Origin of the sequence: Flavobacterium praedii (assembly GCF_026810365.1) — a bacterium.
Lineage (GTDB): Bacteria > Bacteroidota > Bacteroidia > Flavobacteriales > Flavobacteriaceae > Flavobacterium > Flavobacterium praedii.
Window position 1 is genome coordinate 2,390,995 of the sequence record NZ_CP113948.1, and the last position, 25,860, is coordinate 2,416,854.

Annotated in this window: 22 protein-coding genes and 1 tRNA gene; 18 read left to right on the top strand and 5 right to left on the bottom strand. The window is 33.1% G+C overall.

From position 1 onward, the window contains the following. Positions 1-54: 54 nt before the first annotated feature. The 4 genes from OYT91_RS10350 (at position 55) to OYT91_RS10365 (ending at position 4,629) form a co-directional block, all read left to right on the top strand. On the top strand, positions 55-1,860 hold the full coding sequence (locus tag OYT91_RS10350) for a type VI secretion system Vgr family protein (protein ID WP_281237899.1): 1,806 nt from the start codon (positions 55-57) through the stop codon (positions 1,858-1,860). Between the two features lie 3 nt (positions 1,861-1,863). Then, on the top strand, positions 1,864-3,180 hold the full coding sequence (locus OYT91_RS10355; RefSeq protein WP_269221850.1) for a DUF3289 family protein: 1,317 nt from the start codon (positions 1,864-1,866) through the stop codon (positions 3,178-3,180). Between the two features lie 64 nt (positions 3,181-3,244). Next, on the top strand, positions 3,245-3,745 hold the full coding sequence (locus OYT91_RS10360; RefSeq protein WP_281237900.1) for a hypothetical protein: 501 nt from the start codon (positions 3,245-3,247) through the stop codon (positions 3,743-3,745). A 434-nt stretch (positions 3,746-4,179) separates the two neighbouring features. Continuing rightward, positions 4,180-4,629: a hypothetical protein gene (locus OYT91_RS10365; protein ID WP_281237901.1), complete on the top strand. Its 450-nt coding sequence runs from the start codon at positions 4,180-4,182 to the stop codon at positions 4,627-4,629. A 98-nt stretch (positions 4,630-4,727) separates the two neighbouring features. Here the strand turns inward: OYT91_RS10365 and OYT91_RS10370 are convergent, their stop codons facing one another. From OYT91_RS10370 to OYT91_RS10380, 3 genes are all read right to left on the bottom strand, one after another. Continuing rightward, on the bottom strand, positions 4,728-6,581 hold the full coding sequence (locus OYT91_RS10370) for a type VI secretion system baseplate subunit TssF (RefSeq protein WP_281237902.1): 1,854 nt from the start codon (positions 6,579-6,581) through the stop codon (positions 4,728-4,730). 255 nt (positions 6,582-6,836) lie between these two features. Continuing rightward, on the bottom strand, positions 6,837-9,293 hold the full coding sequence (locus tag OYT91_RS10375; protein ID WP_281237903.1) for an AAA family ATPase: 2,457 nt from the start codon (positions 9,291-9,293) through the stop codon (positions 6,837-6,839). Positions 9,294-9,299: 6 nt separating this feature from the next. Next, a complete protein-coding gene (locus tag OYT91_RS10380) occupies positions 9,300-10,364 on the bottom strand; it encodes a PKD domain-containing protein (RefSeq protein WP_281237904.1) in 1,065 nt (354 codons plus the stop codon). Positions 10,365-10,982: 618 nt separating this feature from the next. Here OYT91_RS10380 and OYT91_RS10385 point away from each other — a divergent pair. From OYT91_RS10385 to OYT91_RS10450, 14 genes are all read left to right on the top strand, one after another. After that, positions 10,983-11,639, top strand: coding sequence for a C40 family peptidase (locus OYT91_RS10385; RefSeq protein ID WP_281237905.1), 657 nt, complete (start codon positions 10,983-10,985; stop codon positions 11,637-11,639). Then, complete coding sequence (locus OYT91_RS10390) at positions 11,626-12,552, top strand: type VI secretion system baseplate subunit TssG (RefSeq protein ID WP_281237906.1); 927 nt, start codon at positions 11,626-11,628, stop codon at positions 12,550-12,552. Before OYT91_RS10385 ends, OYT91_RS10390 begins: the two co-directional genes overlap by 14 nt. A gap of 1 nt (position 12,553) precedes the next feature. Further along, entirely contained in the window at positions 12,554-13,489 is a 936-nt protein-coding gene (locus tag OYT91_RS10395; protein WP_281237907.1) for a TssN family type VI secretion system protein, read from the top strand. A gap of 29 nt (positions 13,490-13,518) precedes the next feature. Continuing rightward, positions 13,519-14,691: a hypothetical protein gene (locus OYT91_RS10400; RefSeq protein ID WP_269221841.1), complete on the top strand. Its 1,173-nt coding sequence runs from the start codon at positions 13,519-13,521 to the stop codon at positions 14,689-14,691. A gap of 4 nt (positions 14,692-14,695) precedes the next feature. Continuing rightward, positions 14,696-15,208, top strand: coding sequence for a type VI secretion system TssO (gene tssO, locus OYT91_RS10405; RefSeq protein ID WP_269221840.1), 513 nt, complete (start codon positions 14,696-14,698; stop codon positions 15,206-15,208). A gap of 36 nt (positions 15,209-15,244) precedes the next feature. After that, positions 15,245-16,309, top strand: coding sequence for a peptidoglycan-binding protein LysM (locus OYT91_RS10410; protein ID WP_281237908.1), 1,065 nt, complete (start codon positions 15,245-15,247; stop codon positions 16,307-16,309). Positions 16,310-16,358: 49 nt separating this feature from the next. Then, a complete protein-coding gene (locus tag OYT91_RS10415; protein ID WP_281237909.1) occupies positions 16,359-16,853 on the top strand; it encodes a DUF4280 domain-containing protein in 495 nt (164 codons plus the stop codon). A gap of 11 nt (positions 16,854-16,864) precedes the next feature. After that, on the top strand, positions 16,865-19,315 hold the full coding sequence (locus OYT91_RS10420) for a glycosyl hydrolase 108 family protein (RefSeq protein WP_281237910.1): 2,451 nt from the start codon (positions 16,865-16,867) through the stop codon (positions 19,313-19,315). A 2-nt stretch (positions 19,316-19,317) separates the two neighbouring features. Then, positions 19,318-20,673 carry a tetratricopeptide repeat protein gene (locus OYT91_RS10425; RefSeq protein ID WP_281237911.1) on the top strand — a complete coding sequence of 452 codons (1,356 nt, stop codon included), beginning with the start codon at positions 19,318-19,320 and terminating at the stop codon, positions 20,671-20,673. A gap of 397 nt (positions 20,674-21,070) precedes the next feature. Further along, positions 21,071-21,520 carry a hypothetical protein gene (locus OYT91_RS10430; RefSeq protein WP_269221830.1) on the top strand — a complete coding sequence of 150 codons (450 nt, stop codon included), beginning with the start codon at positions 21,071-21,073 and terminating at the stop codon, positions 21,518-21,520. Positions 21,521-21,587: 67 nt separating this feature from the next. After that, positions 21,588-22,907 carry a DUF5458 family protein gene (locus tag OYT91_RS10435; protein ID WP_281240379.1) on the top strand — a complete coding sequence of 440 codons (1,320 nt, stop codon included), beginning with the start codon at positions 21,588-21,590 and terminating at the stop codon, positions 22,905-22,907. A 185-nt stretch (positions 22,908-23,092) separates the two neighbouring features. Continuing rightward, positions 23,093-23,629 carry a hypothetical protein gene (locus OYT91_RS10440; RefSeq protein WP_281237912.1) on the top strand — a complete coding sequence of 179 codons (537 nt, stop codon included), beginning with the start codon at positions 23,093-23,095 and terminating at the stop codon, positions 23,627-23,629. A 54-nt stretch (positions 23,630-23,683) separates the two neighbouring features. Then, a complete protein-coding gene (locus OYT91_RS10445; RefSeq protein ID WP_281237913.1) occupies positions 23,684-24,397 on the top strand; it encodes a hypothetical protein in 714 nt (237 codons plus the stop codon). Positions 24,398-24,408: 11 nt separating this feature from the next. Continuing rightward, positions 24,409-24,840 carry a GPW/gp25 family protein gene (locus OYT91_RS10450; RefSeq protein WP_281237914.1) on the top strand — a complete coding sequence of 144 codons (432 nt, stop codon included), beginning with the start codon at positions 24,409-24,411 and terminating at the stop codon, positions 24,838-24,840. A 32-nt stretch (positions 24,841-24,872) separates the two neighbouring features. Here OYT91_RS10450 and OYT91_RS10455 read toward each other — a convergent pair whose 3' ends face one another. After that, a complete protein-coding gene (locus tag OYT91_RS10455; protein ID WP_281237915.1) occupies positions 24,873-25,685 on the bottom strand; it encodes a zinc-dependent peptidase in 813 nt (270 codons plus the stop codon). Positions 25,686-25,762: 77 nt separating this feature from the next. Then, positions 25,763-25,836 (bottom strand) — tRNA-Arg (locus OYT91_RS10460). Positions 25,837-25,860 lie beyond the last annotated feature (24 nt).

A 25,860-nucleotide genomic window follows, 5' to 3' on the forward strand; every position in this document is an offset into this window, starting at 1 on the left:
CTCTTAACTGACAACCGACAACCTTTAACTGATAACCGATTAAACCCCAACCTCATGATTACATACGCAGAACAAGTACATTTAGACATTAGCGGTTTCGCGCCAACTGTGATTTATTATGATTTGAAATTGGAACAGAAAATGGCAGATCACCACCATTTTTCGTTTGTGTGGCAATACACCAATACCGCCATTATAGAACCCAGCGCTCAAGCCAAAGCCATACGAGATTACTTAGGACGTGATGTAATCTTTACTTTCAAAAGCCTTACTGGAGTACAATTGATGGCCAAAGGAGTAATCAATTCACTCGAATCTATTGATTTACATGGAAGTCCCGCAGGTTTGCATGTAACGGGAATAAGCCATAGCATTTTTCTAGACGACATGAAAAGGTCAAGGACCTTTATAGAACAAGATTTAGAAACCATTGTAAAAAATATTCTAGCCGAAGGTCCGGGTGATTTTTACAATCGTGAAGCCATCATCCCAACCTACGACCCCAACCTTGCCTATATGCCACAATACAACGAAACCAACTTTGATTTCTTGAAAAGGCTAGCACAACGTTACGGACAATGGTTTTATCACGATGGAATGCGCATGCAATTTGGACAGTTAAAACCCAGCAAAGTAAAACTCACCAACGGTGCCTCTTTGCATCATTTCAAGATACAAACCCTATTGCATTCTCACAAAGAATCGCTGGGTGGTTATGATTACAACAGCGCCTCAAACATCAAAAATGCGGCTGCCAAAACCACTACCGGAAGCGGAGACGGATTTGCAACGGCTGTTGGATACAGACAAGGAGCCGTAAGACAACCCGACTTGGAAGTAGGTGCCTATACTGCACAAGCACCCGATTCTAGTGCACTTGCCGAAATGGTCAAACTGCAAACCAATGGAAAAGATGCCAACAGTATTTTTTACAGCGGTGTTTCTTATCTTCCGCTTGGAATAGGTCAAAAATTTACGATTGTAAACAACACAGTAGAACATAATTTAGTTGTAATAGAAGCCACGCATCACTCGGAAGTACAAGGGAATTATACTTGTGCTTTCAAAGCCATCCCCTCGGATGTTGGTGCGCCACATTACACAGATGTACACGCTTACGCCAAAGCCGAAAGTCAACCCGCCAAAGTAATCGACAACAACGACCCCGACGGTTTAGGTCGAGTAAAAGTAGAATTTTACTGGGCTGGAGGAAACAGGAAGAGCGACTGGATGCGCCTTATACAACCCCACGCAGGAGCTGGAAAAGGTTTTTATTTCATCCCGGAAATCGACGAGGAAGTCCTAGTAGGTTTTGAAGGAGGAAGTGCCGAAAGACCTTATATAATGGGAACAAACTACAACGGTAGCGAAAGTTCAGGTTACAACACTAGTGGCAATGACCAAAAGGTAATTCACACCCGCTCCGGTACCAAAATGATTTTTAACGATGCCGAGGGAAGTGTTTTTATCGAAGACCCGTCTGGTAATACTTGGAAAATGGATGGTCAGGGAAATATTGACGTGACTGCTCCTAAGAATTTCACAGTAAATGCTGGGGAGAATGTAAGTATAACGGCAGGAAAAAACGTAACTGTAAGTGCTGGGGAGAATATATCCTCAAGTGCTGGAAATGACATAATAGATACATCAGGAGCAAATATAAATCAAATAGCAACTGCAGATTATATGTTGATGGCAAAAAACATAACAAAGATAGCAAGCGATAATTATTCAGCAGATGCTAAAGACATCACGAGAAATGCTTCTGGCAAAATCGAAGCTATTTCGGTAAAAGAACACGTACAAAATAGCAAAGGCAAAATTCAGAATCTATCCGGTGAAAAATCATTAAATGCTTAAGGTATGGGTGTAATAAATATTTATGCTACTAATTTTAAAGAAAATGTATCTGGTAGTATTAGAGAAGATGGCGGTCAAATAGTTAATCAATCAGAAGCAAAAGTTGTCCAAAATGGCGCAAAAGGTGTAGATTATGACAAAAACAAAGAACGTAAACCACCAACAGACATTAGAATTACCAAAGTTGAAGGTCCATTTGATGACAAAGGCAAACTAATTAAAAAAATTAATTTAGGGACTTCCTATATTTACAAAGCAACAACTTCTAGAAAACCAAAAAAAGAAGAGATTGCATTACTAAAATGGTCTATAAAATTTGACCAAGGTGATCGCTTAATTATAAATGGAGTAGCTTCTCTCAACAAATTAGACGGAGATAAGATAATTATTAATCTTAAAATCAATCAGGAATTTGAAAAAGGAAAAGTTTATGCTTTTTACCAAAAAGCAGATGAAAGCGTTAGTGTAGAGCTTAGTTTGAAGAAAGTGAAGTTCCCAATTTTAATTCTTCAAGGATCAAGAAGAAAAGGAAAAAACAGAGAGAATAATGGCACTGCCTTAGATATGCTGTATAAAGATTATTCTATTGATGCTGTAGGATATGAAAAATTACGAAAACAATTATTTGATGAAACATATAATGTTGAGAAACAAAATAGTTTTTATAATGTGAATTCTCGAACTGATAACGCAAAAAAACAATCTGATTTAAAAATTGAAAAAATAAAAAGCTTTTTAGATAAATCTACTGATGATTTATTTAAAATATTTAGAAATGATATTAAAGGCTATTCTAGTGGCGAAATAGAGACAGTCGCTATAGAAATGGTTGATAAGATGGAGCAAAATACGGGAGGTGAATATACAAATAAGAAATTAACTTCCGCAGTAATAGGTCATGAAAATTCCAAGACATTTATCTCGGCAACAAAAAAAGTCATTAAGGAATACTTAAAAGAGAATAAAGGAAATATTGAAAAGTTAGAAATTATTGATGACTCTAAAGGATTATTGTATGAAAAACTAGTAAGAGATAAAGTCGACAATCCAAAATTTGGTGATTGGTTTAGTGGATTAGGAATTACAATTAATGATGTATGGGCATATCAGATCTACATTACAGATTTTAAAGTAAATAAAAATACTTTTCAAATGAAATTAGAATATATTTATTGGGACCATTTTGGTTTAGATTATCCAGATATTCAAAAATTTGACAAAGACATCTTCTATAGTTGGTTTGTATTGCAGCACTATAAAGGGTTTAAGCCTTTTATAACTAAATTGGATATAGCTGAAGAATTAAAAGGCACATTTTAAATTTGTTATTCTAGAATCATTATAACAAAAAAGTGGTTTTCTAGTCTTTAAATAATCTATAAATATGAAAAAAAATATTTTACTTTTAAACATTTTACTAATTATCAACTTCTATAGTTGTACTAATAACAATATTATGATTATTGAGCCAATTGATAAAGAATTTAATGAGCAATTACTAACAGGAAAGGGACTAGATTCTAATTTATTTAGCACGAAAGAATTACTTCAATACTATCAAATTTCAAATTTTAGTAATTTAACTCAAAATGATTTTCAGCTAAAATTGAATGAATTTGTAAGTGAAAATTATAAGATAAATAATTTCAGTAATTTTACAATTCTTTTTTATAAAAAAGAAAGTTTTGTAAATTACAGTAACTATGTCTATGAAGCAGCCAGAGATAATCAAAACGGGAGTATTGAAGAATATAAAAGCAATCTGATTGCGAAAATAGTAATTATCAAAGCAAAAGACGATCAAGAAAAGGCGGCTCGACATACGACCCTTTATGATAAAGATTCAGTTGTATTGGAGAAAATTGATAAAATAAATTTAAACTAAGTGACAGTACTCCTCCCGTGATTCTTTTATAACAATAATCATGGCAGCTTATTTAAACCAATTAACAACCACAAGGCTCTTATGAAGATAGTGGATTTGCAATTCTTTCCCATTCAATTATCACTCCCAATTTATTTTTTATCCATCTTTTTTTTACTTTATAAATGTACTGTGCGCGTACGGATTGAAAATCTGTGCTTTCGTATGTAGACTTATCCGTGTCATTGGAATAAGGGATATATAATAATAGATGATGAAGAAATCGGCAATTCTTTAAATTCAAAAGATTGGTTTAAAAAAGGTTGGAATGAAACTTTATTAAATTCTAAACGAGCTTTGATTTGCCAAAATCTGGTGATTCTCCTGCAGGCATTTTGCTTAATGGGATGTATAAATTTGAAAAGGAAAGAAACCAATTCTAAATAATTAAAAAAATGAAATCAATTTACAAACCCTTTTTTATTGGCTTTTTTTGTGCAATACTAACGATAATTCAAGCCTATATTGCAATGGGAGAATATGCAAAAGAATTATCGTCGGGTTGTATAGATTGCTCTTTTAATGAAGTATTAATAAAACATGCAATTGTGCTAATATTCATTCCGATTGTTATAATGCAACTTGTGTCTACTTTTATTTTTAAAAAACAGTATTTCATTTCAATACTCATTGGTGCTTTTTTAATTTTTGTTTGGCTTAAAATAATAAATACTGATATCTTTGAGACAAGAGTATCTAGTTGGAGTTCATTCTCTAATGAAGATACAGATTCATTTGTTTTTAAGCGATCATTTCAACCAATTTCAATTTGCATTATCATTTACATAATATTCATATTAATTTTGGACAAATACATTAAGAAACCCCAAAATAGTTTAGGATAAATAACAATTATTATAATTTGTTTAACTAATTTTTGCTGTTCAAAAACCACTCCCGTTTTCAAACTACTTTTTTAGTATTATAAACTCCAAAAAAAAAATTATTCTCCCCTTCCAAGTTCATCTATAATCAAACGATACGGAAATACATTAGAGGATCTTTGCTTCAAATACTTCATAAAGCTATCACAGAGATAATCCCATTCGGTTACAGAAATATGTTGCTTTTCTTCTGGATTCGTTTTGATGAATACATCAACTGTTCTACTAAATCCAGCTTTAATTGAAACTTCTTTTCGAGTACCTTTTTCAATTCGAACCTCCAAAAGTATGTTTTTAAAATGATCGTGCGCAAAGGCCTTTATATCGGCAAATGTTACAATTCGGCCTCTCGTAAGCAATGCATTACGGTAGGCTAGAATTCGATCTTTATTGTTTTGTCTATTGACTCCTCCCACAGTATTGGTAAACAAGGTGGTTTGTTTGCTCACAAAATACAAATCGTCTTTGGACTCCAATACCGTTCCTGCTTTGATGTCATTACCATCTTCGGCACAAGTAGACCAATATTGAGCTGTGAAATTTTTACCTTTCTCCGTATTGTGCTTGGGTCTAATCATCAAATAAGGCGCGTTGTTTCTGGTAAAACTGCTTTCTTTGGCTTGCTGTTCTACCGAAGCTAGTAATTGATTAATCTCAGTTAATGCACTTTTCATAAAATCTTGTCCAAGATCCGAAAACGAAGAACTCTCATCCTTCAATAAATCTAATACGTTTTGCAACAACTCAGAGGCCGTTCTTGAATCAAAACGAGACACTCCACCAGTTCTCAAAACAGCATTTCCTTCATCAACCATACCATCATTGAATTCTTTTATTTCGTAATGACTGCCCGATGGATCTACAACAGTATCAATATCCAAATAATTATTATCCTCAGTATCCAGCGCCATATAACTCAAAAAACCGCTTAACTCTCTAGTCAAAGAGTGCAGTTTTTTATTGATTACCGGAAAACAATTTGTCGTTATCGATACATTGTCAATAATTTGTGGCACCAAAGATTCAGGGAAAATCATTTTAATCCAAACAATTTTGTTTTGATTCTCGTTAGTTAACGCTTCGAAAACTTTATATTCTGACGAATAATCTGAGATATTTTTAGGAGATATTTTCCCTTTTAAAGTAAAAAAATTATCAAAATAAAACTCGTTTACTTCTCGAGAGACTTCAACCAAATGAGTATAATTTCTATTGATAATGGAATCAATATTCATATCATTAAAAGGGACATTATATCCCTCTTGCACCTTTATTTCTTTATCATCATGATAACATTTCAATTGCTTCAAATAATATTGAAACATCTCTTTTTGATGCGTATTTTTTATATCAATATACAACATAACATCCTCGAGTTCCACAACATCAGGGCTTGTAATTTCAATCCCTAGAATGATTTCACCAGCTGGTAAAACAGATTTATATCCATGAACGGGTTCTTTGTAAAACAGATTCGAAATTTCCAGCAAATTTCGCTCATACGCCATATACTTCACATTACAAGACGTCAATTTCACCTCCAATGTTGGCGAAAGAAAAATCTCTTTCACAATCGGTTTCAGCGGATTGTAAATATTATGCATCCTGCGCCCCACTACCATTTGGTTTTTCAGGGAGACTTTCAGGTTGTTTTCCAAGGGCAAAGCATGAAGAATTCCACGAGCCGGCTTGGCTCCTGAAGTCACCTCCGGAAACATAATTTCCAAGACACGCTCCACCACACGAGTTTTGGAATCTTCCAATTCATGCGAAACTTTTTCGAGTTCATAAGACAAGGCATTGAGCAATAAACTCACCACAGGATCAAAAGTCGTTTCCATCTCAATATCCGAAAACCCCCAAGCTCTCGCCGCTCTCTTCAAAACTCTGTCTTTTATTCTTTCTTGTCTCATATTTTCTAAAAAATGAATGAATCTCTTTTTTGAAACAGTCTCTTTTACAAAACGGTTTTCAATTATATTTGTTCTATAATAATCAATTGGGCGTGACCCCGTTGAGAAAAGGGGCTTACTTATAGCACTGCTTACAAAGCCCCTTTCCTCAACGGCGTCGGGCTATTGCCACTACTTCGGTAGTACGGCCTATCCCTCACGCAAGCGTAACCAAGACCTTTAGTGGAATTATATTTTCATAATAGAAAACACACATTAGACTACCAAAATCACCTCTTTTGTCCAGTGCACTTCGCCATTCTCAATAGAAACAGTCATTTTGTCTCCTTCCTGAACTTCACCTGAAATAATTTTCTTGGCAAGTGGTCTTCTCAAATGACTTCTAATAATACTTTTAATAGGTCTTGCTCCATATTTGGCATTATAACCACTTTCGGCCAAATGCATTTTGACTTCCATAGGAATATCAACCGTAATATTGATGGTTTTTAGCAAGTCCATGAATTCTTTTTTAAGATGGACTTCAAATATTTTCAAAGCATTGTCTTTACTGATTGGTGCAAAAGGAACAATTTCCGTAAGCCTACCCAAAAATTCAGGCCTGAAAAAACGACCCATAATTTCCATCAATGAAGTCGATGTTGGAATCTCATTTCTATTAAACGATTCCACTATATGATCGGCACCAATATTCGAAGTAAACAATATAATGGCATTCGAGAAATCGCCTTCTTTTCCCAATCTATCGTGTAGTTTTCCCTCATCCATTATTTGAAGAAAAACATCATAAACAGAAGTATGTGCTTTTTCAATCTCATCAAAAAGCAAAATCGAATATGGTTTTTGTCTTATTTTGTTGACCAACAAACCACCTTCTTCATAACCAACATATCCTGGAGGTGCGCCATAAAGCAATGCGGCCGAATGTTCTTCCTTGAACTCCGACATATCAAAACGGATAATAGCGGTCTCATCTTGAAAAAGAAACTCAGCCAAACTTTTGGCCAACTCCGTTTTCCCAGTTCCCGTAGGTCCTAGAAAAAAGAAAGAAGCAATGGGCTGACCCGATTTACTCAATCCCGATCGGGATTCCAGAATTGAACCCGCCACGGTGGCGATACAATGATCCTGACCAATCACGCGATGACCTAATACTTCCTCAATCAAATTGAGTTTTGTTTTTTCTTCTTCTTTTAATTTCCCAACAGGAATTCCTGTTTTTTGAGCAATCACAAGAGACAAATCAAAGGCTTCAATATGCACTCTTTTGTCCAATGCCTTTTCTTCAAGTGTCTGCAACAACGATTCAATATACTGAAATAACGGTTTTGACTTCTCAAACTCTTCACTATTATGATCGTCAACCACCATCAAAAAAGTGGTTTTCTTGGTCAAATCCTGCAAGAACCAATTGGCTTCTTTCAGTAATTGTTCTTCTGTCAATTCCTTTTCGTTGGTTTTCAAAACTTGAAGTTTGTTCATCAAAGATTCTTTCTCTTTCAAGAAAGTCTCCCCAGAAGTTTTCAAAACCGACATGGTATGATCAATCAAATTTATAGCCGATTCCGGCAAACTTTTTTCTTTCAAATACCGTCTGGACAACCGAATTGATTCAGAAATGGTTTCTTCGTCAATCTTTATTTTATGATGTTCTTGATATACTTGTATCGATTCTTTTATCATTCGAAACAAAGTATCGTTATCTGCATCTTCCAATTTCAATAATTCAAACATTCCTGCCAAGCCTTGCTCCTTCTCTATTCGTTTCGAATATTCCTCAACAGTTGATGTGGCAATAATGTTCAAACCTTTGGCCAATTCTCCTTTTAATACATTCGAAACTCCAGAATCTCCTCCATTTTTATCCAGCAAAGTATGAATATCTTCAATAATCAAAATCGATTTTGGGTATTGTCTTAATTCCTGAATGCAATTACGCAAACGATCCTCGATTTCACCTTTGTAAGATGCACCAGCAATCAAAGACGACAAATCCAACTCAAATAATTGCACCTTATGCAACACATCTGGCACTTGATTCTGAATCACATTTAGAACTAGATTGTCAATCAAAGTCGATTTACCAATACCTCTATCACCTATTATTAGCACATTGGGTTTGGAGAAACGACACAAAATTTCTTTCATGGTATTCAGCTCCGTATCACGTCCAATTGCAATTCTATGCTTTTTGTTTTTTTCTAAATTTTTATGAATACAGTACTTTCCTAAAAATCCTTTTTTCACCTCTTGTTTAGCTGAATTTCCAACTTCTTGCGGGGCCAGAATTTGTTCTTCCAACAATTCGTTCCTTGCAATTGGATAGGTTTTCATTTGGTCAAAATTGAACCCTACGCCAGGTGAACTCAAAGCTACCATTACAGCAAAAAGCGAAATAGTTTCTTCGTTGAGCATCACTCGAACCAATTCGGCTTCATTGATAATGGCATCGATAACATCACTGGGCTCAGCATCCAAAACATGATTTGTTTTGGGCTCATCTTCCATTCGAACCTCTGCCCACTCGTCCAGATAATAAACGTCTTTTCCCATACTTTCAAGCTGTTTCAAAAGGGAAAAATCCCTATTCAGCATTGCTTTTAATAAATGGGAAGCAGTGTAAACCTGATTCGAATTGTTCTTAGCAATTTTCTTAGCAATTTCAAAAGCAGTGATTAATTGCTGACTGAAAATATTTTTTTCTTCTTCCATTTTACTTTAATCTTTGGACCAAATAAGCAGTGATTTAACTTTGTAACTAATATTCAACCCTTTGACACAATTGGTCGTTTTATCCTTATTCAACCGAATGGCGTCAATTCGAATCTTTTTTCCTTTAATATTATCACAGAATTGTTCAAAAGTCAAAAGATCTTCACCATTTTTAACAACTGGCATTTCGTAATTTCCACATAAAAATTCTTCAAAATCATCTTTTACTTTACTACCCTCAGCCACTTTTAACAATAGGATTTCAAATTGATCTTCGGATATTTTTGGTGCTTTTTTGTCTGTCTTTGTTGAGTCCTTTTTGGCTTCCGTACGGGATGCAACAGGAATGTATTGCAACATATCTTCTAGTGGGTCTTTTTGTACTTTCCCTTTTGGCAAAGTAAACTTTTCGGGTTCTTTTTCATATTCATAAGAAGCGACATCTAATGGATTAATTTTTTTAATTTCTTTTGGATGAACATAAACAGCAATTCTGGCCACACTATTAAAATTACCATTTGCAACCAAAGTGATAATTTTTTCTCCTGCTTTTGTAAATATGTAAACAGGATTTTGAGTCGTATCATCAATCCCATTATTTTCGCCAAAAGACCACTCCCAAGTTCTTCCACCGTCTTTTATCCCTCTAAAATAAGTGGGCTGACCCACAGTAATAATTTTGGAGGCAAAAATAGTAGGCATTTCACTTTTATTTACGCTATGATTATCACTTATGGTGACCTCTTTGGTATGGATACAAACTCCATTTAAAGTAAGTGAAACAATGTATTTTCCTGACTGTTTGTAGATGTGAAAAGTATGTTGTCTGGTATCAAATTCCGAACCATCTCCAAAGTCCCAAAGCCAAGTATTTGCGTTCTCTGTTTTGTCATAAAATTCTACAGATTCTTCACTTTGAAAGTGCTCCGATAAGACATAAAATTTGGCAGTATCACAGTCTACCCGATTAAAAAATTGTACTAAAAAATACAAAATTGAAAGTAATAAAAAAAGCACAAAAAATAGCACAATCTTTAGATCAAACTTAACATCAAAATAACCTTTTTTCATCACTACTTTTATATTTTAAGAAAAAAAAATCATCCGTTTTTCAATAATTGTGTATGATTTTAAATACAAACATATACTTTTATTAGATTCAAACATAAAAAAATATAAGAATATTTTTCCATAAAAACCAATACAAATCACCATTAACTCTTATTACAATATGATTTACAACGTTTTACAATAACTTTATAAATTTTAAAAAAGTAAAAAAAATATAAAAACCACGTAGAAATACGGGGTACTTACTTTCTTACTTTGACTATTTTATATTTAAGTTTTAATTTACAAAAAAAACATTTGTTTTTAAAAATATATTTATACATTTGCCCCATACCACATTTTTAAAATTGAATTTTCAAGTCAATTAGAAAATTTTCCAAAAACCATTTTATTTTATTTATAATACTTTCTTTATATTTTAAATTAAGAAAAACCACAAGTTATTAACTTGAATTTCTACTAATTTAATTCAAAGAAAGACTTGTCTATCCGATCACTTTTGACATAGGAATAGGCAGTGTTTTTATTTATAAAAAAATAAAATTCAACAAAAAATAAATACATGAAAAGAAAGATTTTGAAACAATTTGAAATCTTTAAAAAAATATAAACCTACAAATGAAATATAAATTAGTGCTATTGCTATTATTCACCATTCTACTTGGCTGTGGAAGCGAAAATTACATAGCTCAAGTTCCATTCAAATACGATTATTCTGTTGATTTATTGAAAAAACAGAATAAAATGAATGAAAAGGCACTAGAGAATCAAGCAGTTGTCAATGATAATACCGAAAATTTAAGTGATGAAGTTTTAGCTATAAAAGAAAAATACAGCATTGTACTTGGAGTAATGCCAAAAAAAATAACCGATTACAAATTATATTCTTATATCGACAAATGGATTGACACTCCATACAAAGACAAAAGCTTTTCTAAAGATGGAATTGATTGTTCTTATTTCATTCAATCACTTTACAGTTCTGTTTACAAAGTAACACTCCCAAAAGACCCTGCAGGAATGTTTAGATCAAAATCATTGCAATTGTTTACAGGACGTGATTTTCTTGAAGAAGGAGATCTAGTGTTTTTTAGATACGACAAAGATCATCCTATTTCGGATGTGGGTATGTATTTGCATAACGATAGAATCTTAGCTTGCACAGATAAGGGCTTGGCTATTTACAATTTTAATGACGAATATTTTCAATTACGCTACATCGCATCGGGCAGGATAATTGAAGAAGCAAAGAAACAGTCAAATGGAACTAAGTAAAATCGTCAATCAAATAGAAGAAATCGCTCATGATATTCGGGCTGAGATCATTGTTAATGAACTTATTCAGAGCAATGCACTAACCGAGAACAATATTATCATTGCAAATGAAGGCCAGTTTTCCAGAGCATATCGCCATGACATACTGAGCGCAAACATCATAGACGATAATTTTGACAGTCGAGAATACCTCAAATTACAACTCTCCAGAGATAGTATTTACGACACTTTACCCGAAGGATTCATGCACAGCCCTAGTGACAATGGCACCGAGAAATCAGTAAACCAAATGATTCGGGAACACAAACATCAGAAAAAAAAGGAGGCCGAATCGCGTAATTTCTTTTCCCCGTTTGAAAACGAAATATTTCACTATAGAACAAAAATAGAAAATACAGAACGTGATTTTCTTTATAAACTGAATGGTAGTAAACCATTAGAGTTTTTCTACGAATTCTGGGGATTATCCAAAGATTTTCCAGCTGTACTGGTTTCCAAATTGATTCAGTTATTGCCTTATGCTTATAAAATTGTCGGTGATATTGACCTCTGTTGTCGTTGTTTGTCAAGTATTATAGAAGAGCCTATCCGTTTCAAAACTTCGGGATCAAAAGAATACAGCGACAATAAAGAAGAAATTACACTTGGCGATAATCGATTGGGGATTGATTTGATATGTGGCAACAGCTATATGGATTATTCGTATAATGTTACAATCGAAATAGGGCCCATTACTAAAAATCCATTTGTGAAATTTATAAATGATGGAGAAATAAAAAAATTTATCGACTGTTTCTATGAGCATTTCTTTCCAATGGAAGTTGAACTCAAGACACTTTTGATAATGAATCAAGACATAGAACAATTTAATTTTAATACTGAGCCTGTATTAGGCTACTCAACAAGAATATAAAATGATCAAAAACCATTTAAGGGATCTTATCGACATAAGACTTATTATAATTATAGTAATATTAATAGCAATTACTGTCGTATTGACTATGATTTTTAGTGACAAAGTCAAAGAATTTGATAAAAATTACAAAAGAAAATTTTACATCTATGCTTTGTCATTTATGTTCATTTATGCTTTAGTAGCATTTTTGGGTTTCAACAAACTTTTCTCTAAGCTGTCCGACGAGTTTTTGTTCTATCAAATCTCAACCCTACTGTTTGGTGGGATGCATGTATTTTTTTACCGTTGGTATTTTGATGAATTCCATTTAAAGACACTCCCCTCAGAATTGCTTTTTTCGTTAGTGATTGTATTGTACTCCAGCATACCCTTTATATTAATCTACACTGCTCTAAGTGGATTGGAATTTACGCTGTTAATGTGTTCCCAATTTATTGCCTTTTTCATACCAACATGGGTCAACGGACTATTCGAGCAAATGATCCTAATTCCGCCAAAAATATATGTGACTTGGAAATTTCCAGAAGAAAAAAATGCTTACGAAGATTTGCACGATGCAGAAATTAGAGATCTTTTATTGATTACGTTATTAATTAAAAAAAATGAAAATGATAAAGAATACACATCAATAAGAGCAAAAGGACCGGTACGAATGGACTTTGGCCGTTTGTTTTACCATACAGCACACGATTATAACAAACACTTTTCGAACCAGCCAATACAACTCAATTTTGATGGAAAACCTTGCCATTGGGTCTTTTTCTTGCAACCCAAATGGAATGAAAAAGCAAAATATGTCGATGCAAGATATACTTTGGGAATGAACGGAATCACAGAGAATTCGGTTATTATTTGTGAACGAAAAGAAAAACAAATTGTAAACAAAAAAGAGGACAAAACAATAGGTTTCATTCATGAAAACCAAGACAACTAATACAAACAAACTACTAATACTATAAAAAAATGGTTGAAAAGCTGAATCATTTTCCAGTCAATTGGATTGACGGAATGAAGATTAACAAAAGTCATTTTTTGGCTATGCAAGAAAATGTTGCAGAGTTAGTAAATGACGCTATAGGCATACACACTACCCCAATGAGCTATGGTTTGTTGAACTTGGGAAATCAAAATAAAGAGGCTATAAAAATCACTTTGGGGATTGACAACCACAAACTATTGCGAGTAAGAGTTGAAGAATGCCATGCCATTACGCCGAATGGTTCCCGTATTGAGATAAGCCGAAATTTTACAGACACATTGGATTTACAAATTCCGTATGCCGAAGATACCTATCAAATTAAAGAAGGAGAACAGCACGTTTTGTTAGCGTGTATTTCTGTAAATTCTATGAAACGCATCCCTTTTGGTGAGCCAGATCCAGAAGAAGTTCCTCCTCGTTATCCGAATACCCAACCCGAATACAAACTCCATTTGATAAATGCAGATGAGTTTCGTTCTGGAATAGGGTACGGAGGTTTTTATCTGGCAATTGGTAAAATCGTAATTGGTGATACCACAACATTAGACGAAGCTTATATTCCATCTTCGGTAACAGTATCTAGTCATCCAAAACTTATTGATTTGCAATCCAGTATTGCACATAGTTTTGGACAGCTCGAAATATATTCGGTACAAATAGCTCAAAAAATCAATAGAAACCAGCAAACTGGAATTTTGGTTCAAATGATGATGGGATTGGCCGATTTTACCGCCAATTATTTGGGGCAAACACTAACACAATTTCGTTGGTTTTCTTTGCATCAACATCCTGCAAGCATGTTTAGTTCGGTAGTTTCTTTGGCCAGAATTATGAAAAATTTTATCGATTCCAAATCAGGATCTGGTAAAGAAGAACTCTTAAATTATTTTGCAGATTGGTGTGATCTTTCACAAGGGGATTTCGAAACTTTATTTACCACCTTGATTAATACCAATTACGATCATGTCCATATTGATAAAACAGCTACGGTATCCATTCAGTTTTTAGAAAAAATAGAAAAACTTTTCGAAACCTTAAACAGATTGGATTACATCGGTAAGAAAAAAGAAAATATCGAATTATTTGTAGCCGAAACAGATAAAAACGACAGCATTATGAACAACAGTAAAAGACATAGTTTCTTTATAGAAAAATAAAAAAATGGAAGTATTAAACAAACAGGAACGTCAAAAAGCATTCTTTGCATTTTTAGTGGTTTTTATCTTAACAATAACAGTAATATTAATTGCAGCATCTTTCAATTTTTATATGCCAAGAGCTGAAAATAAAGTATTGAAATCTCAAAATGAAAAACTGAACAAAGAATTTGATTATCAAACCAATTTTGCTGTAAAGATTGACAGTGTTCGAACAGTAGTCGATTCCATAAATGCACCAAAACAAGACAACGATTTCCAACAACGATTGGCAAATGTGATCTTGGCAGACATTTATCAAAAACTACCTAAAGACTCTATCAACAATAAAAAGATGTACAACAATATCATCTTGGCCTACAAGCAAATTATCGATTACAAAAAAGAAATCAGAAGCCTTACCCATAATGCACACCTTATAGACAGTTTGAACCAATCGGCTAAAACCTACAAAGAAGAGCTCGAAAAAGTGCGCAGAGACTTAGACGTTTGCCGACAAATCTATCAAAATCAATAAGTAAGGCTTCTTTAACAAAACAAAATCACGCTACACTTGAAAACAACAGACAGAATCTATACCATTCAGAAAGGAGATACTTTGCAAAAAGTAGCTCAGGAACATGCTATAGCCCCTCTGGAATTGAGAAGGTATCATAATATTTATTGCGAAATACCCGATTTGATTGAAGCTGATTTTCCAAGTCATTTAGAGGCAGTGCTTTTGCCACCCGTTAAAAGCGACAATGATATAAATGAAACAGTAGAAAAAAAACGAAGAAAAGTTAGTTTTTCAAAAGGAAATACCTTGCCGTTTCTACCAGCGGGTTCGCAAAAGAACTACAATGTAAAATATACAATCGAAGAAGGTAATGAAAAAGACATCCTAAACTTTCAAACGAATGTAAAATGGATTGCTATTGACAAAAATGGATTTCATCTTTTTGAGATTAAAAGAGCAAAGGCTATTTATATCAACACCCTTGCACCCGACACAATGATGGATGAGATGGATGCAAAAACAACCGAAGCTCTTTATCCGCTACAAGTTGTAGTAAATTCAAATGGTAAATGGGTTGATGTTTACAATTATAATGAAATAGTGGAGCGTTGGGAAAACACAAAAAAAGAAATCTTAGACTATTACGAAGGTGATGTAACTCAAATTCATATTAAACATGTAGAGCAATACCTCGAAACCAAAGCAAACTTGATGACTGCTCTTAAATCAGATTATTTTTTGAGCGCTTTCTTTAATGGTATTCACGTAGGGTATACTCCTGAATACACATTTGAAAACAACATTACATTTCCTTTGATAAAAGAGGAAGAGGCTCTTTTTAAGGTGCAACAAAAAGTAGAACCCTTTTTAGAAGAAAACCATTCAATCAAAGTGGAACAAACTGGCGATTATGTAGATATTGACATTGCATTTGAATTGGATCCTTGGGAAGGAAATTACAAAGCAACTTATTTCTTGAATCCCGACAACTATTGCATCGAAAAAATGGAATTGGAATGTTGTATAAACTACGATTCCCCTGTAAAATCAACCATCACAATTGAGGGTATTGAAGAAGTAGAAAAACAAACCATGGACACAAACCATCAGCTGAATTAAATTCGATTTATAAAAAACAAAGAAATTAAAGTTTCAAAAAATCAAAGCAATGAGCGAAAAACACATAGTAGTACAAGGAGCCACCGTAAAATGCAAATTTAGTGTAGAACCCAAGTTGGATAAACTAAAGGTAAAAACACAGAGTAAGCATTATGCGAATGATAAAGATGCCTCAATAAAACTCATTGCAACCGACAAAGAAATTGGGCAAACCCTTGAGAAAAATACTTTTGGCAAATGCAAAATGCAACCCAACGGAAGCGGTGATTATTTGCCATGCCAAGCAGTGATTACCAAATGGTCTGGATTTTATGACAAAGTAACATTGTCTAACAAAGGAAAGATACTATTGGAAAGCAGTAAAGCAACCTGCCCCATAGGTGGACCAGATTGCATTACGGTAGACAAACACGGACAAAAAGCAGAACCTAGCAAGCAAAATGCAAAAAAAGCAAAACCACAAGTAAGCAACCAAATTAATCCCTTGGTCAATAAAGCAAAATTTCAAGCCGAAGTGAATGGAACTGATTCTATTTGTATATAAAAGAAAGTAGTATGTCTGAATTAAAAATAACAGGAAATCCAGCACCCGTAGTCGGTAAAGAAGAATCGTACTCGGTAAGCCAATTGTTGCCTACATCAATCCCTACAGAAATTTTAAATGGATCAAAACCGAATCCTTTTGAATTTCCAGTGGAATGGTCAGTGCATGTATTGGAAAATGGCAAATGGATCAAAAAAGAGGAAAATAACAAAACAGGAAATAAAGTCTCCTATAAATTTATACAAAAAAGTCTGGAAAGAAAAGGCATACGCATCCTTGCCAAAAAAGGAGAGCAAACTGCCAGACTAGATGTAAAACCACACAATGCCGAGAGTCCAAAAATAGACAGTATTGAGTTTCTTGATAAAAACGGAAATAAACCTACAAAACCTTTTGCATACGGACAAATTCTAAAAGCCAGAGTTCATTGCTTGCACATGGAGAGACGAACAGTGTACGCTACCCTATGGGAAGACGACGCTGCTGGCGCAGGGCACAACAAAGCCAATGAGAAGAATAAAATGAAAACACTTCCCGGCATTGTAAAAAATGGAATTGCCGATATTGATTTTGTTTTAGAACCCGATTTTGCCAAAATTGCCAATGCCGTAAAAGCCAAAAGTGATGCTGACGAAGGCAAAACACATGAGTATTATGTCACTGCCGAAATTTTGAACAAAAAAACAGCAAGCACTAATACTAATGTTGCCAATCCTAGTTACAAGGATACAACAGCAAAACCAGGTACTCCAAAAAAAGAAACTCCTGCACAGAAAAAAGGCCCCTCCAAAAAACAAGAGAAAGAAAAATCAATTGGAGATGAAATTACAGACTGGTGGGAAGGCTTATTTAAAGTAAAACCTATAGTTGCCCCTAACCCAAAACCACCTACTGGGAATAATCCTCTAAAAGTTGGTGAGCCTGATAAGAATCCGAAAGATGAGAAAAAAGAAGGAACCTGTTGCGGAGAAAAATTTTGCATCAAAAAAGGTGACAAAAGCGAGTTAATACGTGAAATAAATATTCGTCTTGCGGGTTTCGGGGGAAATGTACCAACAGATGAATTTACTGATCGTACTGAAAAAATGATCAAACAGTTCCAGCGTGATTATATGAAAGTCCCAGAAACTGGAAAAATTTGTGGTAATGTCTTAAAAGCGATTGATGATTTTTCGCAAAAATTTGAAATTTCACAAGCAATTTGGAATACGATAGATTGTAGTTGTTCAACTAAAGGGAGTACTGTACAAAGCAAATTAAGGGGAGTATTAGAAAAAAACAACTGTAATGGTTGGGGGGATTCTACTGGAAAAGGGACCTACAAAGTTGGAAATAAAGAAAAGGATCATAAATATGAATATCCAGGAGTTCATAGATCACTTTTGTTTGGTTTTAAAACAATATTGTTTTATTTAAGTAAACAAACAACTTATAATTTTGCACAAATTAGTTCTGGATACAGATGTAGATTTAAAAATTTCAAGACTACTAATCATCAAGGAAAAGCTTTAGATATTCAATTTAACAAAGGAAATTGGGAAATAAAAGGAGCACAAGAAAAGAATCTAGTCCCTTTAAGAGATCTTAAAGATTCTATTTTTCTTAAATATCTTAATGCTAAAACTAGTTGGACTGATCCTAACAATTTTTCATTAGAACCTATAGACTTGAAGTATGATGCTAATGGAGATATTGATAATAATTATACATATAGTTGGATACACTTAGATGTAAGGGAATTTGATCCTATTTATTTAGATGATAAATATTTTTGCAAAAATGCAAGCACATTAAATAGTAAAAATATCGTACAAATAGCAAAAGACACTGGTTTTGAGAAAACGTGTAATTGTTTACAGTCTTATTCTCCTCCTAAGCCCCCTATAACTTCACCTTTAGTTGTAGGAACCTGTGAGGATAAGTTTAAAAAAGTTGCTCCAATTATTCTTCGCCATGAGGGAGGTTATGTTAACCATCCTAGCGATAAAGGTGGACCTACAAATAAAGGAATTACTTTAAAGACTTGGGAAAAATACGCCAAAGATGACATAGGATTAGAACCTACGCTTGATAATTTAAAAAACATAACAGATGAACAAGCTACAATTATTTATAGAAAACATTATTGGGAACCCAAGGGTTTTTGCAAAATAAAAGATGAAACAGTTAGTTTAATGATTTATGATTGGACAATTACATCAGGGGGAGCAATAAAAGAAGTTCAAAAATTATTAGTCAATGAATTTGAACAAAATATCACTATTGATGGAGGTATCGGTACAAACACCATAAATGCAATCAATAATGTTACAGATCAAGATAAATTATTAAAAAAAATCTCAAAAATTAGAAAACAATATTACACTGATTTAACATTTACAAAAGGCGAGAAGAATTCTCAGGATGTGTTTCTTGGAGGATGGCTGAATAGAGTTGATGATTGTTTAAAATTCAAACCATAATTATGAATAAAATATTTCTTTTAAGTATAATGATTTTGTTTCTAGGTTGTAAACAAAGTGAAGCACAAATTTCGAGTAAAACAATAATTAAATCAGAGAATAACGATTTAATTGGTAGTTGGGAATGGTCAGATAATTCAAAGAATGTAGATGTTCCTGAAAGTTTATTTACCTTAATTATAGAAAAAATAAATGGAGATAATATTATTGCAAGATACTGCGCAATAGCCGATAGTGGAAACAAAATTGATTGTTCAAATGATGAAAAAGAATTTAATTTAAAAGGAATTATAAAAAACAATAAAATAACTGCAACTTTTAACAGCTTTTTTGGAGGGAAAAATGGTAAAGTAGAGATTACAATAAATGGAAATACTTTAAGTTGGAAAATAGTACAAAAACCCAATGGAGGTGAATATTACGCTCCTGATAGTTGTATATTGACAAAGGTAAAAGAAAAAAAAATCTCTGAAGCAAATAAAAATACTTTTTCTAAATTTTACAATAAGATCCCTACACTTACTCAATCTATTGCTGTAGAAAAACTTAAAAAAAACAAAATATTTGATAATAGCTTTTTTAATTACAAATATGACAAAGATTATTTTACAATTGACGCTTTTAATGTTGTAGGGAAATTCGAAATCAACAATAATAAGTTTATCATTTATAATTTTACATTAGTTGGCGAGGGAGAGGGTTTTCAAGAAGACGTTTTCTTAGTGAATGCATATACTTACGATGGAAAATATCTTGACAATTTAATTTTAAAAGGTAATATTGGAGGCGAAGGAGGCTCAAATTCTTATGAAAATTCAAAAATTGAAAATAACAATTTTACTATCAATGTTAAAGAAAGTTTTTTTGAATCTTCAACTGGGCTTAATTATGTTGTCTCAGTTAATAATAAGATTAACAAATATCGCTTTGATGACAAATTCATCCTTTATGAAGAGAAGTATGATTGCCTAAATTTAGATTTTAATAACTATTTTGAAAGTATTAAGAAATCATTTGATGAAAAAAAACCGAATATAATTGTTTCTGACTGTGCAGTGAAATTAAAATCATACATGTATTGTTATCCACTATCAAATATAACTATAACTAAATATAATGATATAGCATATTATTTAGAACAAGCAAGAGCTTATAAAGAATCAATATTCCTATTAAAAGAAATTCTATCTAAATACCCAGACAGAGTCGTTGCTTACTTAAATTTGGGAGATGCTCAATGGGGGTTTGATCAAAATGAAAAGGCAAAAACATCATACCAGAAATATGTTGAATTAATGAAAACTCAAGGGAAAGATTTAAATAAAATACCTAAACGAGTTTATGATAGAATAAAATAAATTCAAACAAACTTAAAAATATTGATATGAACAATCTTAACACGAATTTTCTATTTACACTTTAAAAGAGACCCAATAACGAAGATTTGAAATCCATACCCACATAGAGAATAAACAAAACAATCCTCAAGGGATTCAAAAAATAGAAAATTACTCCTAAAAAAACCGTTCTTTTTTATTTTAAAAAACAGAACACCAAAGATTAAGATCCCAGACAAAAATACCACAAACTTGTCTATTCCAATTATCAAGCCAAGGGCCTGAAGGAGAAACTCATGCCCAAAAAGAAAAAATCCAAAAACACAACATACTGAAATACGCTGTAACACAGCTTAAAATATAAATCTATAAATCCGTAAAAAAGCAAAACAAACAATCATTTAAAAAAACAAAGACTATGTTAACAAATTATGGAATTGGAGGGAATGAGGTAAAATTGGACGCTGATGAAGCCATTAGCGCAATTCCTCAAAACAGAACCCTTATCGCACAAAAACTTACTATTGACACTCCTGTAAAACCAGAATTAGTAGAAGGAATCACTAGTATCGAAAAAGCTTTTGAACACTTTAAACCAGAGGTTAAAGTAAACTTCGAAAATGCTGAAGGAGCAACTAAAACCGAAGCGTTGAAATTCAAAAATCTTGGAGATTTTGGTGTAAATGGGATTACAGCTCAAAGCACTTTCTTATCGGACTTAGAAACAGAAAAAGACCAATACCAAAAAATTATTCGTCAATTGAAAACGAATAAAATTTTGAAAGCAGCTCTAGAAGACGGTGATGCCAAAAAAGCATTATTGGAAAGCTTAGGCGGGTTAATTAATGAATTAAAAGACAACAAATAAAAACCAACAGATGAAAGATAATACGACAAAAGGAGCATTTCAAGACAATGGTGGAGATGTTGCAGTAATGGAACGTAAAGTTGCCAGTTCAGTAGAAAAAAGTGTTGAAAAATTGGCCAAATATGGTGGTTTCGACTTATTGGAAATGTCTATTGAAGGAACTCAAAACCTAAATCCAGATAGAAAAGCAAGAAGAAAAATTTTCTTGGGCGAAATAAACAAAGCCAAAGAAAGAGAAACTTTGATGAAAACCCTTGAACTTTGGGTTGCTGTCTTAAACAACAACGAAGCGTTGACAGACATGGTTGCGCAATGTGAAGACAAAAGCAAAGAATCGGAAATATTGCTAAAAAAGAATCTTGTAAAAGCGGTTGAAGACACAAGAGAGATAGAAGCTGCTTACAGAACACTTTCTTTATTTTACAAAAATACTGAGACCGACAAAGTAAAAAACATCACTATTGTAAATGCCGATATTGAGCAATTAAAAGATCTTGACAATACTCGTTTCATAGATGCCATTCATTCTGAATTGGTTGACAACTACGATCGTTTGGATTTAAAAAACAACTACGGTATTGTCGTGATTCCTGGTTATTTGGGTTCCAACAAAGTAGTCGAAAAATGGGCTAAAATAGCTCACGAAAACAAAGTAATGCTGGTTACCGATTTTGAACATTTGGACGAACCGGATGATGTTATGGAAATGTTTGACGCTGCCAACTTAACAGGAGGTGATGTTTATCGTTCCAATGTAATTATGACTTGCAACTGGTTAGTAGGTCGTGGTCGTTTTGAGCAAATTGGAGAAGGTGAAGATTTATACATCGCTCCCTCTGCTGCTCTTGCTGGTAAAATCTACAAAACATTAATGTCACAAGTAACTGCTGGAAAGAAATTTGGTGGTATCAACGAAGTAGACGGTGTGAAATTTGACCTTAAGAAAAGTGAAATTGCCAACCTAGAAAACATGGGATTGGTCCCTATGGTTAATGAGTACGGTAAAGTTATGGCGTTTTCTGCAAAAACTTTGTTTAGCGGAGACAACTTAGGTTTGCAAACCTATTCTGTTGTGCGTGTATTTGATTATGTGACTAAAGTTTTAATGGATTTCCTTAACCGTCGTGCTTTTGAAAATTTCACAGCCAAAACGCGTAAAGAAATCATGGGACAAATTGTAAGTTTCTTGGACGGAATTACTGGACCAGACAAATTGATAGAGAATTTCGAAATTCGTCGTTTTGAGCAAGATCCTATCCAAAAAGACAGAATCTATGTAGACATTCACATGAAACCTTACTTTCCTGCAAAGAACTTCCTCATCAAAATGGATGGTCACAAAGGAGATGACGGAACAGAATGGGATACCGATTACGAACAAAAATAATCCTTTGATTTTATCTATAAAAAAGGGAACACATTTTTTGTGTTTCCTTTTTTTAAAAAACTATTTCAAAGAAAATTAAATGTCATAATTCAAAACCCATGAAATCGCCATGACTAAAGTTGTCACAAGCACCAATAAAGATGAAGCGATACCATATTCCAATAAAAAAGAAATTTTATCTACATATGAAACCATTTCAAAAAAGTTTGATTTTAATTCTAATGATTTCTTTTTCCATAGCAATACAAGCTCAAAAAAAGAAAAAAAGCCATCCCTTAGACAACATCAATTGTCCTATAACTCAAAATGAATTACTACTCGACGGTAAGCATTTTGCAAGTGTCCCTCCTCTTTTTTTAAGAGTATATAATGAAAGTGCCGAATATGCAACACTTCAACTTGGAAAGAGAAAAGGAAATGCTTTTTTATTTTTCAAAATATTTACAGATAATACCTGTGTCAAGCAAGAGCAACCCCTAGAACTTTATTTTGAAGATGGAGAGATTTTGAGTTTAAAAAACCAACTCAAAGTAAACTGTGATGGAAATGTAGTACTCGAATTGAGTGTACGTGAAATTACAAAAATAAGAAGCCACATGGTCAATAAAATAAAGCTTTTTACTCTAAATAAAGATTACGAGTTCAGCCCAACAGATGCAGACAACAAACTTTTAAGAGAGTATTTAACCTGTTTGAAGTATTACAAAGTCAAAAATGATTAATTCGTAAACCTTTCAATAATAAAAACAAACCTTTTCTAATAAAACACTTAAAATATGCCAATTCCACAATTGAATCTATCCCTTGGACTTACAGACAATGATGGATCGGTATTTTATGCCGGTTCTGGGGAAGGAAAAGTGATTGTACGAACCGATTCTGCCTTGATAAAATACACTATTAGCATTACAATTTCAGAACAAGAAGTGGGTACGATCTACCTTAAAACACATCAGTCTAGTTCCGAAATTCCATCCAAAATTGAGATTCCAACCTATCAAATGATTCTTACGGATGATAAAACCAACGAAAAAGAAATTTATAAAGTAACCCGAGATACCTTTATTTATAAAGAACAAATCACCAAAAAAAGTATTTGGAGTTTCTTAGGACTAAAATTTCTAGCTTCGAAAAATTTCTTATTCGAAAATATTCCCTTTGAACCATTGAAAGAAGAAATCGAAACTTTTGATATTTCTCGATATAGAAAACTCAATTCAGACGAACTGACTTATACTTTTGAGAAAGACAATCAAACCATACAGCTTTTTGCTGGAGATATTAATTCTTTACAAATGCAAAAAGGGATCAGTTATTTTATCATAGTTGACGAAAACAAAGGAAAAAGATTGATTGGTGACCTACTCTATCGGGAGAAGTTTTTAAAACTTACACCAAAAGTAAAACTGAATATAGTGAAACGAAAAAAAGTTTCCAAAGCCATGCAAACTGACCTAAAAGGAAAAACGGATCGACTTATTTATCTATAAAAGCAATACTTATGAAAGGAGCATTTTACAAATTACCAATAGATTTTGGCGCAATAATTCAAAAAAAAGAGCTTGAAAAAACTTCTTTGGAACATTCTATTGCCCAACAAATAATTTTATTGGCCACTACAACTTTTGGAGAATGCAAATTTGACGAAACCTATGGTTCCAAAATATGGGAAATCGATTTTGATCTTTTGATGAACGAAAACACCTTAAAAGAAATTATTTCAAAAACCATGAAGCAATCGTTGCATCAGCACGAAGAAAGGATAAAAGTCAATGAAATAAAAATTGAATTATCCGAAACAAAATACACCGTAAAAGATGTCAATCGAGCCAAAAAAAGAGTCGATATCATTATTGAAGCTACCGTAAAAAGTACGAACAGACCTTTTGATTTTAGAGGTTATTTCTTTGTTGGGCCTTTATCCTACAAATAAAGCTAAGGCCATTTATTTAAAAACTAAAACAATTAATGTTTTTGATTCAACATCAAACTCACTTTATAATATAGATCCGGAAATTGTTTTTTAAACTCTAATGGTGTTTCAAAAAAATTCTCTAGGATTACCGCTAAAAACTCAAACTGATTGGTAAATGCATAAATCCTAAAATACTCGGATGCAATTAATTGTTCTCTAACTTTTGGAACACTCACTTCCTCATTTATTTCTGTATACATTCTTGCAAAAAGTAGTGCACTAATATCATTACTGCGCATTCCCTGATGATGCAACACATGTGCAAATTCATGTATTCCAAGATTTAAATTATCATTGGTTATATCAAAACCTTTTTGGAAATCCTCCCAAGAAAAAACTACTGCTCTTGCATTGGGATTAAACTCCCCTTTATGATATTGCTTAGATAAATTAGAATAATAGACTGATGGGTAAATAATAATTTTATCAAAAACGTTACAAAGATATTGTCTCATACCAAAAGACAACATAGTAATTGTGGCTGCAATATGGACTTTTACTTCTTCTGTAATTACAAAACTATCGCGACTTACAAATTGGTAATTATCTAAAAAACGAGCAACTCTATGTTCAAAATAAACCTTATTTTTATCTGATAAGTTGTTGTAAAAGGTGAACTCATTGGTAAGAAAATCAATTGCAATTGGACTTATTTTTTTGGGGAAAGGACAAAAATGCACAAAAACAGGTTTGTCAAATAACAAACCGTAACAATATTCTACAATCCTAAACATTACCCGAAGTAAAAGACCAAAAGCCAAAACAAAAACTATAATAGTAAAAAGGAGTGCGATATTTTGCATAAAAAAAACAGAACTATTTGATATTAAGTAATAAAAAAAGCAAAACTGTAAAGTACTACAATTTTGCTTTCTGATTGTGACCACGGCAGGGTTCGAACCTGCAACCCTCAGAGTCGAAATCTGATATTCTATCCAGTTGAACTACGCAGTCGGTATTAATTTTAGATTTATGATT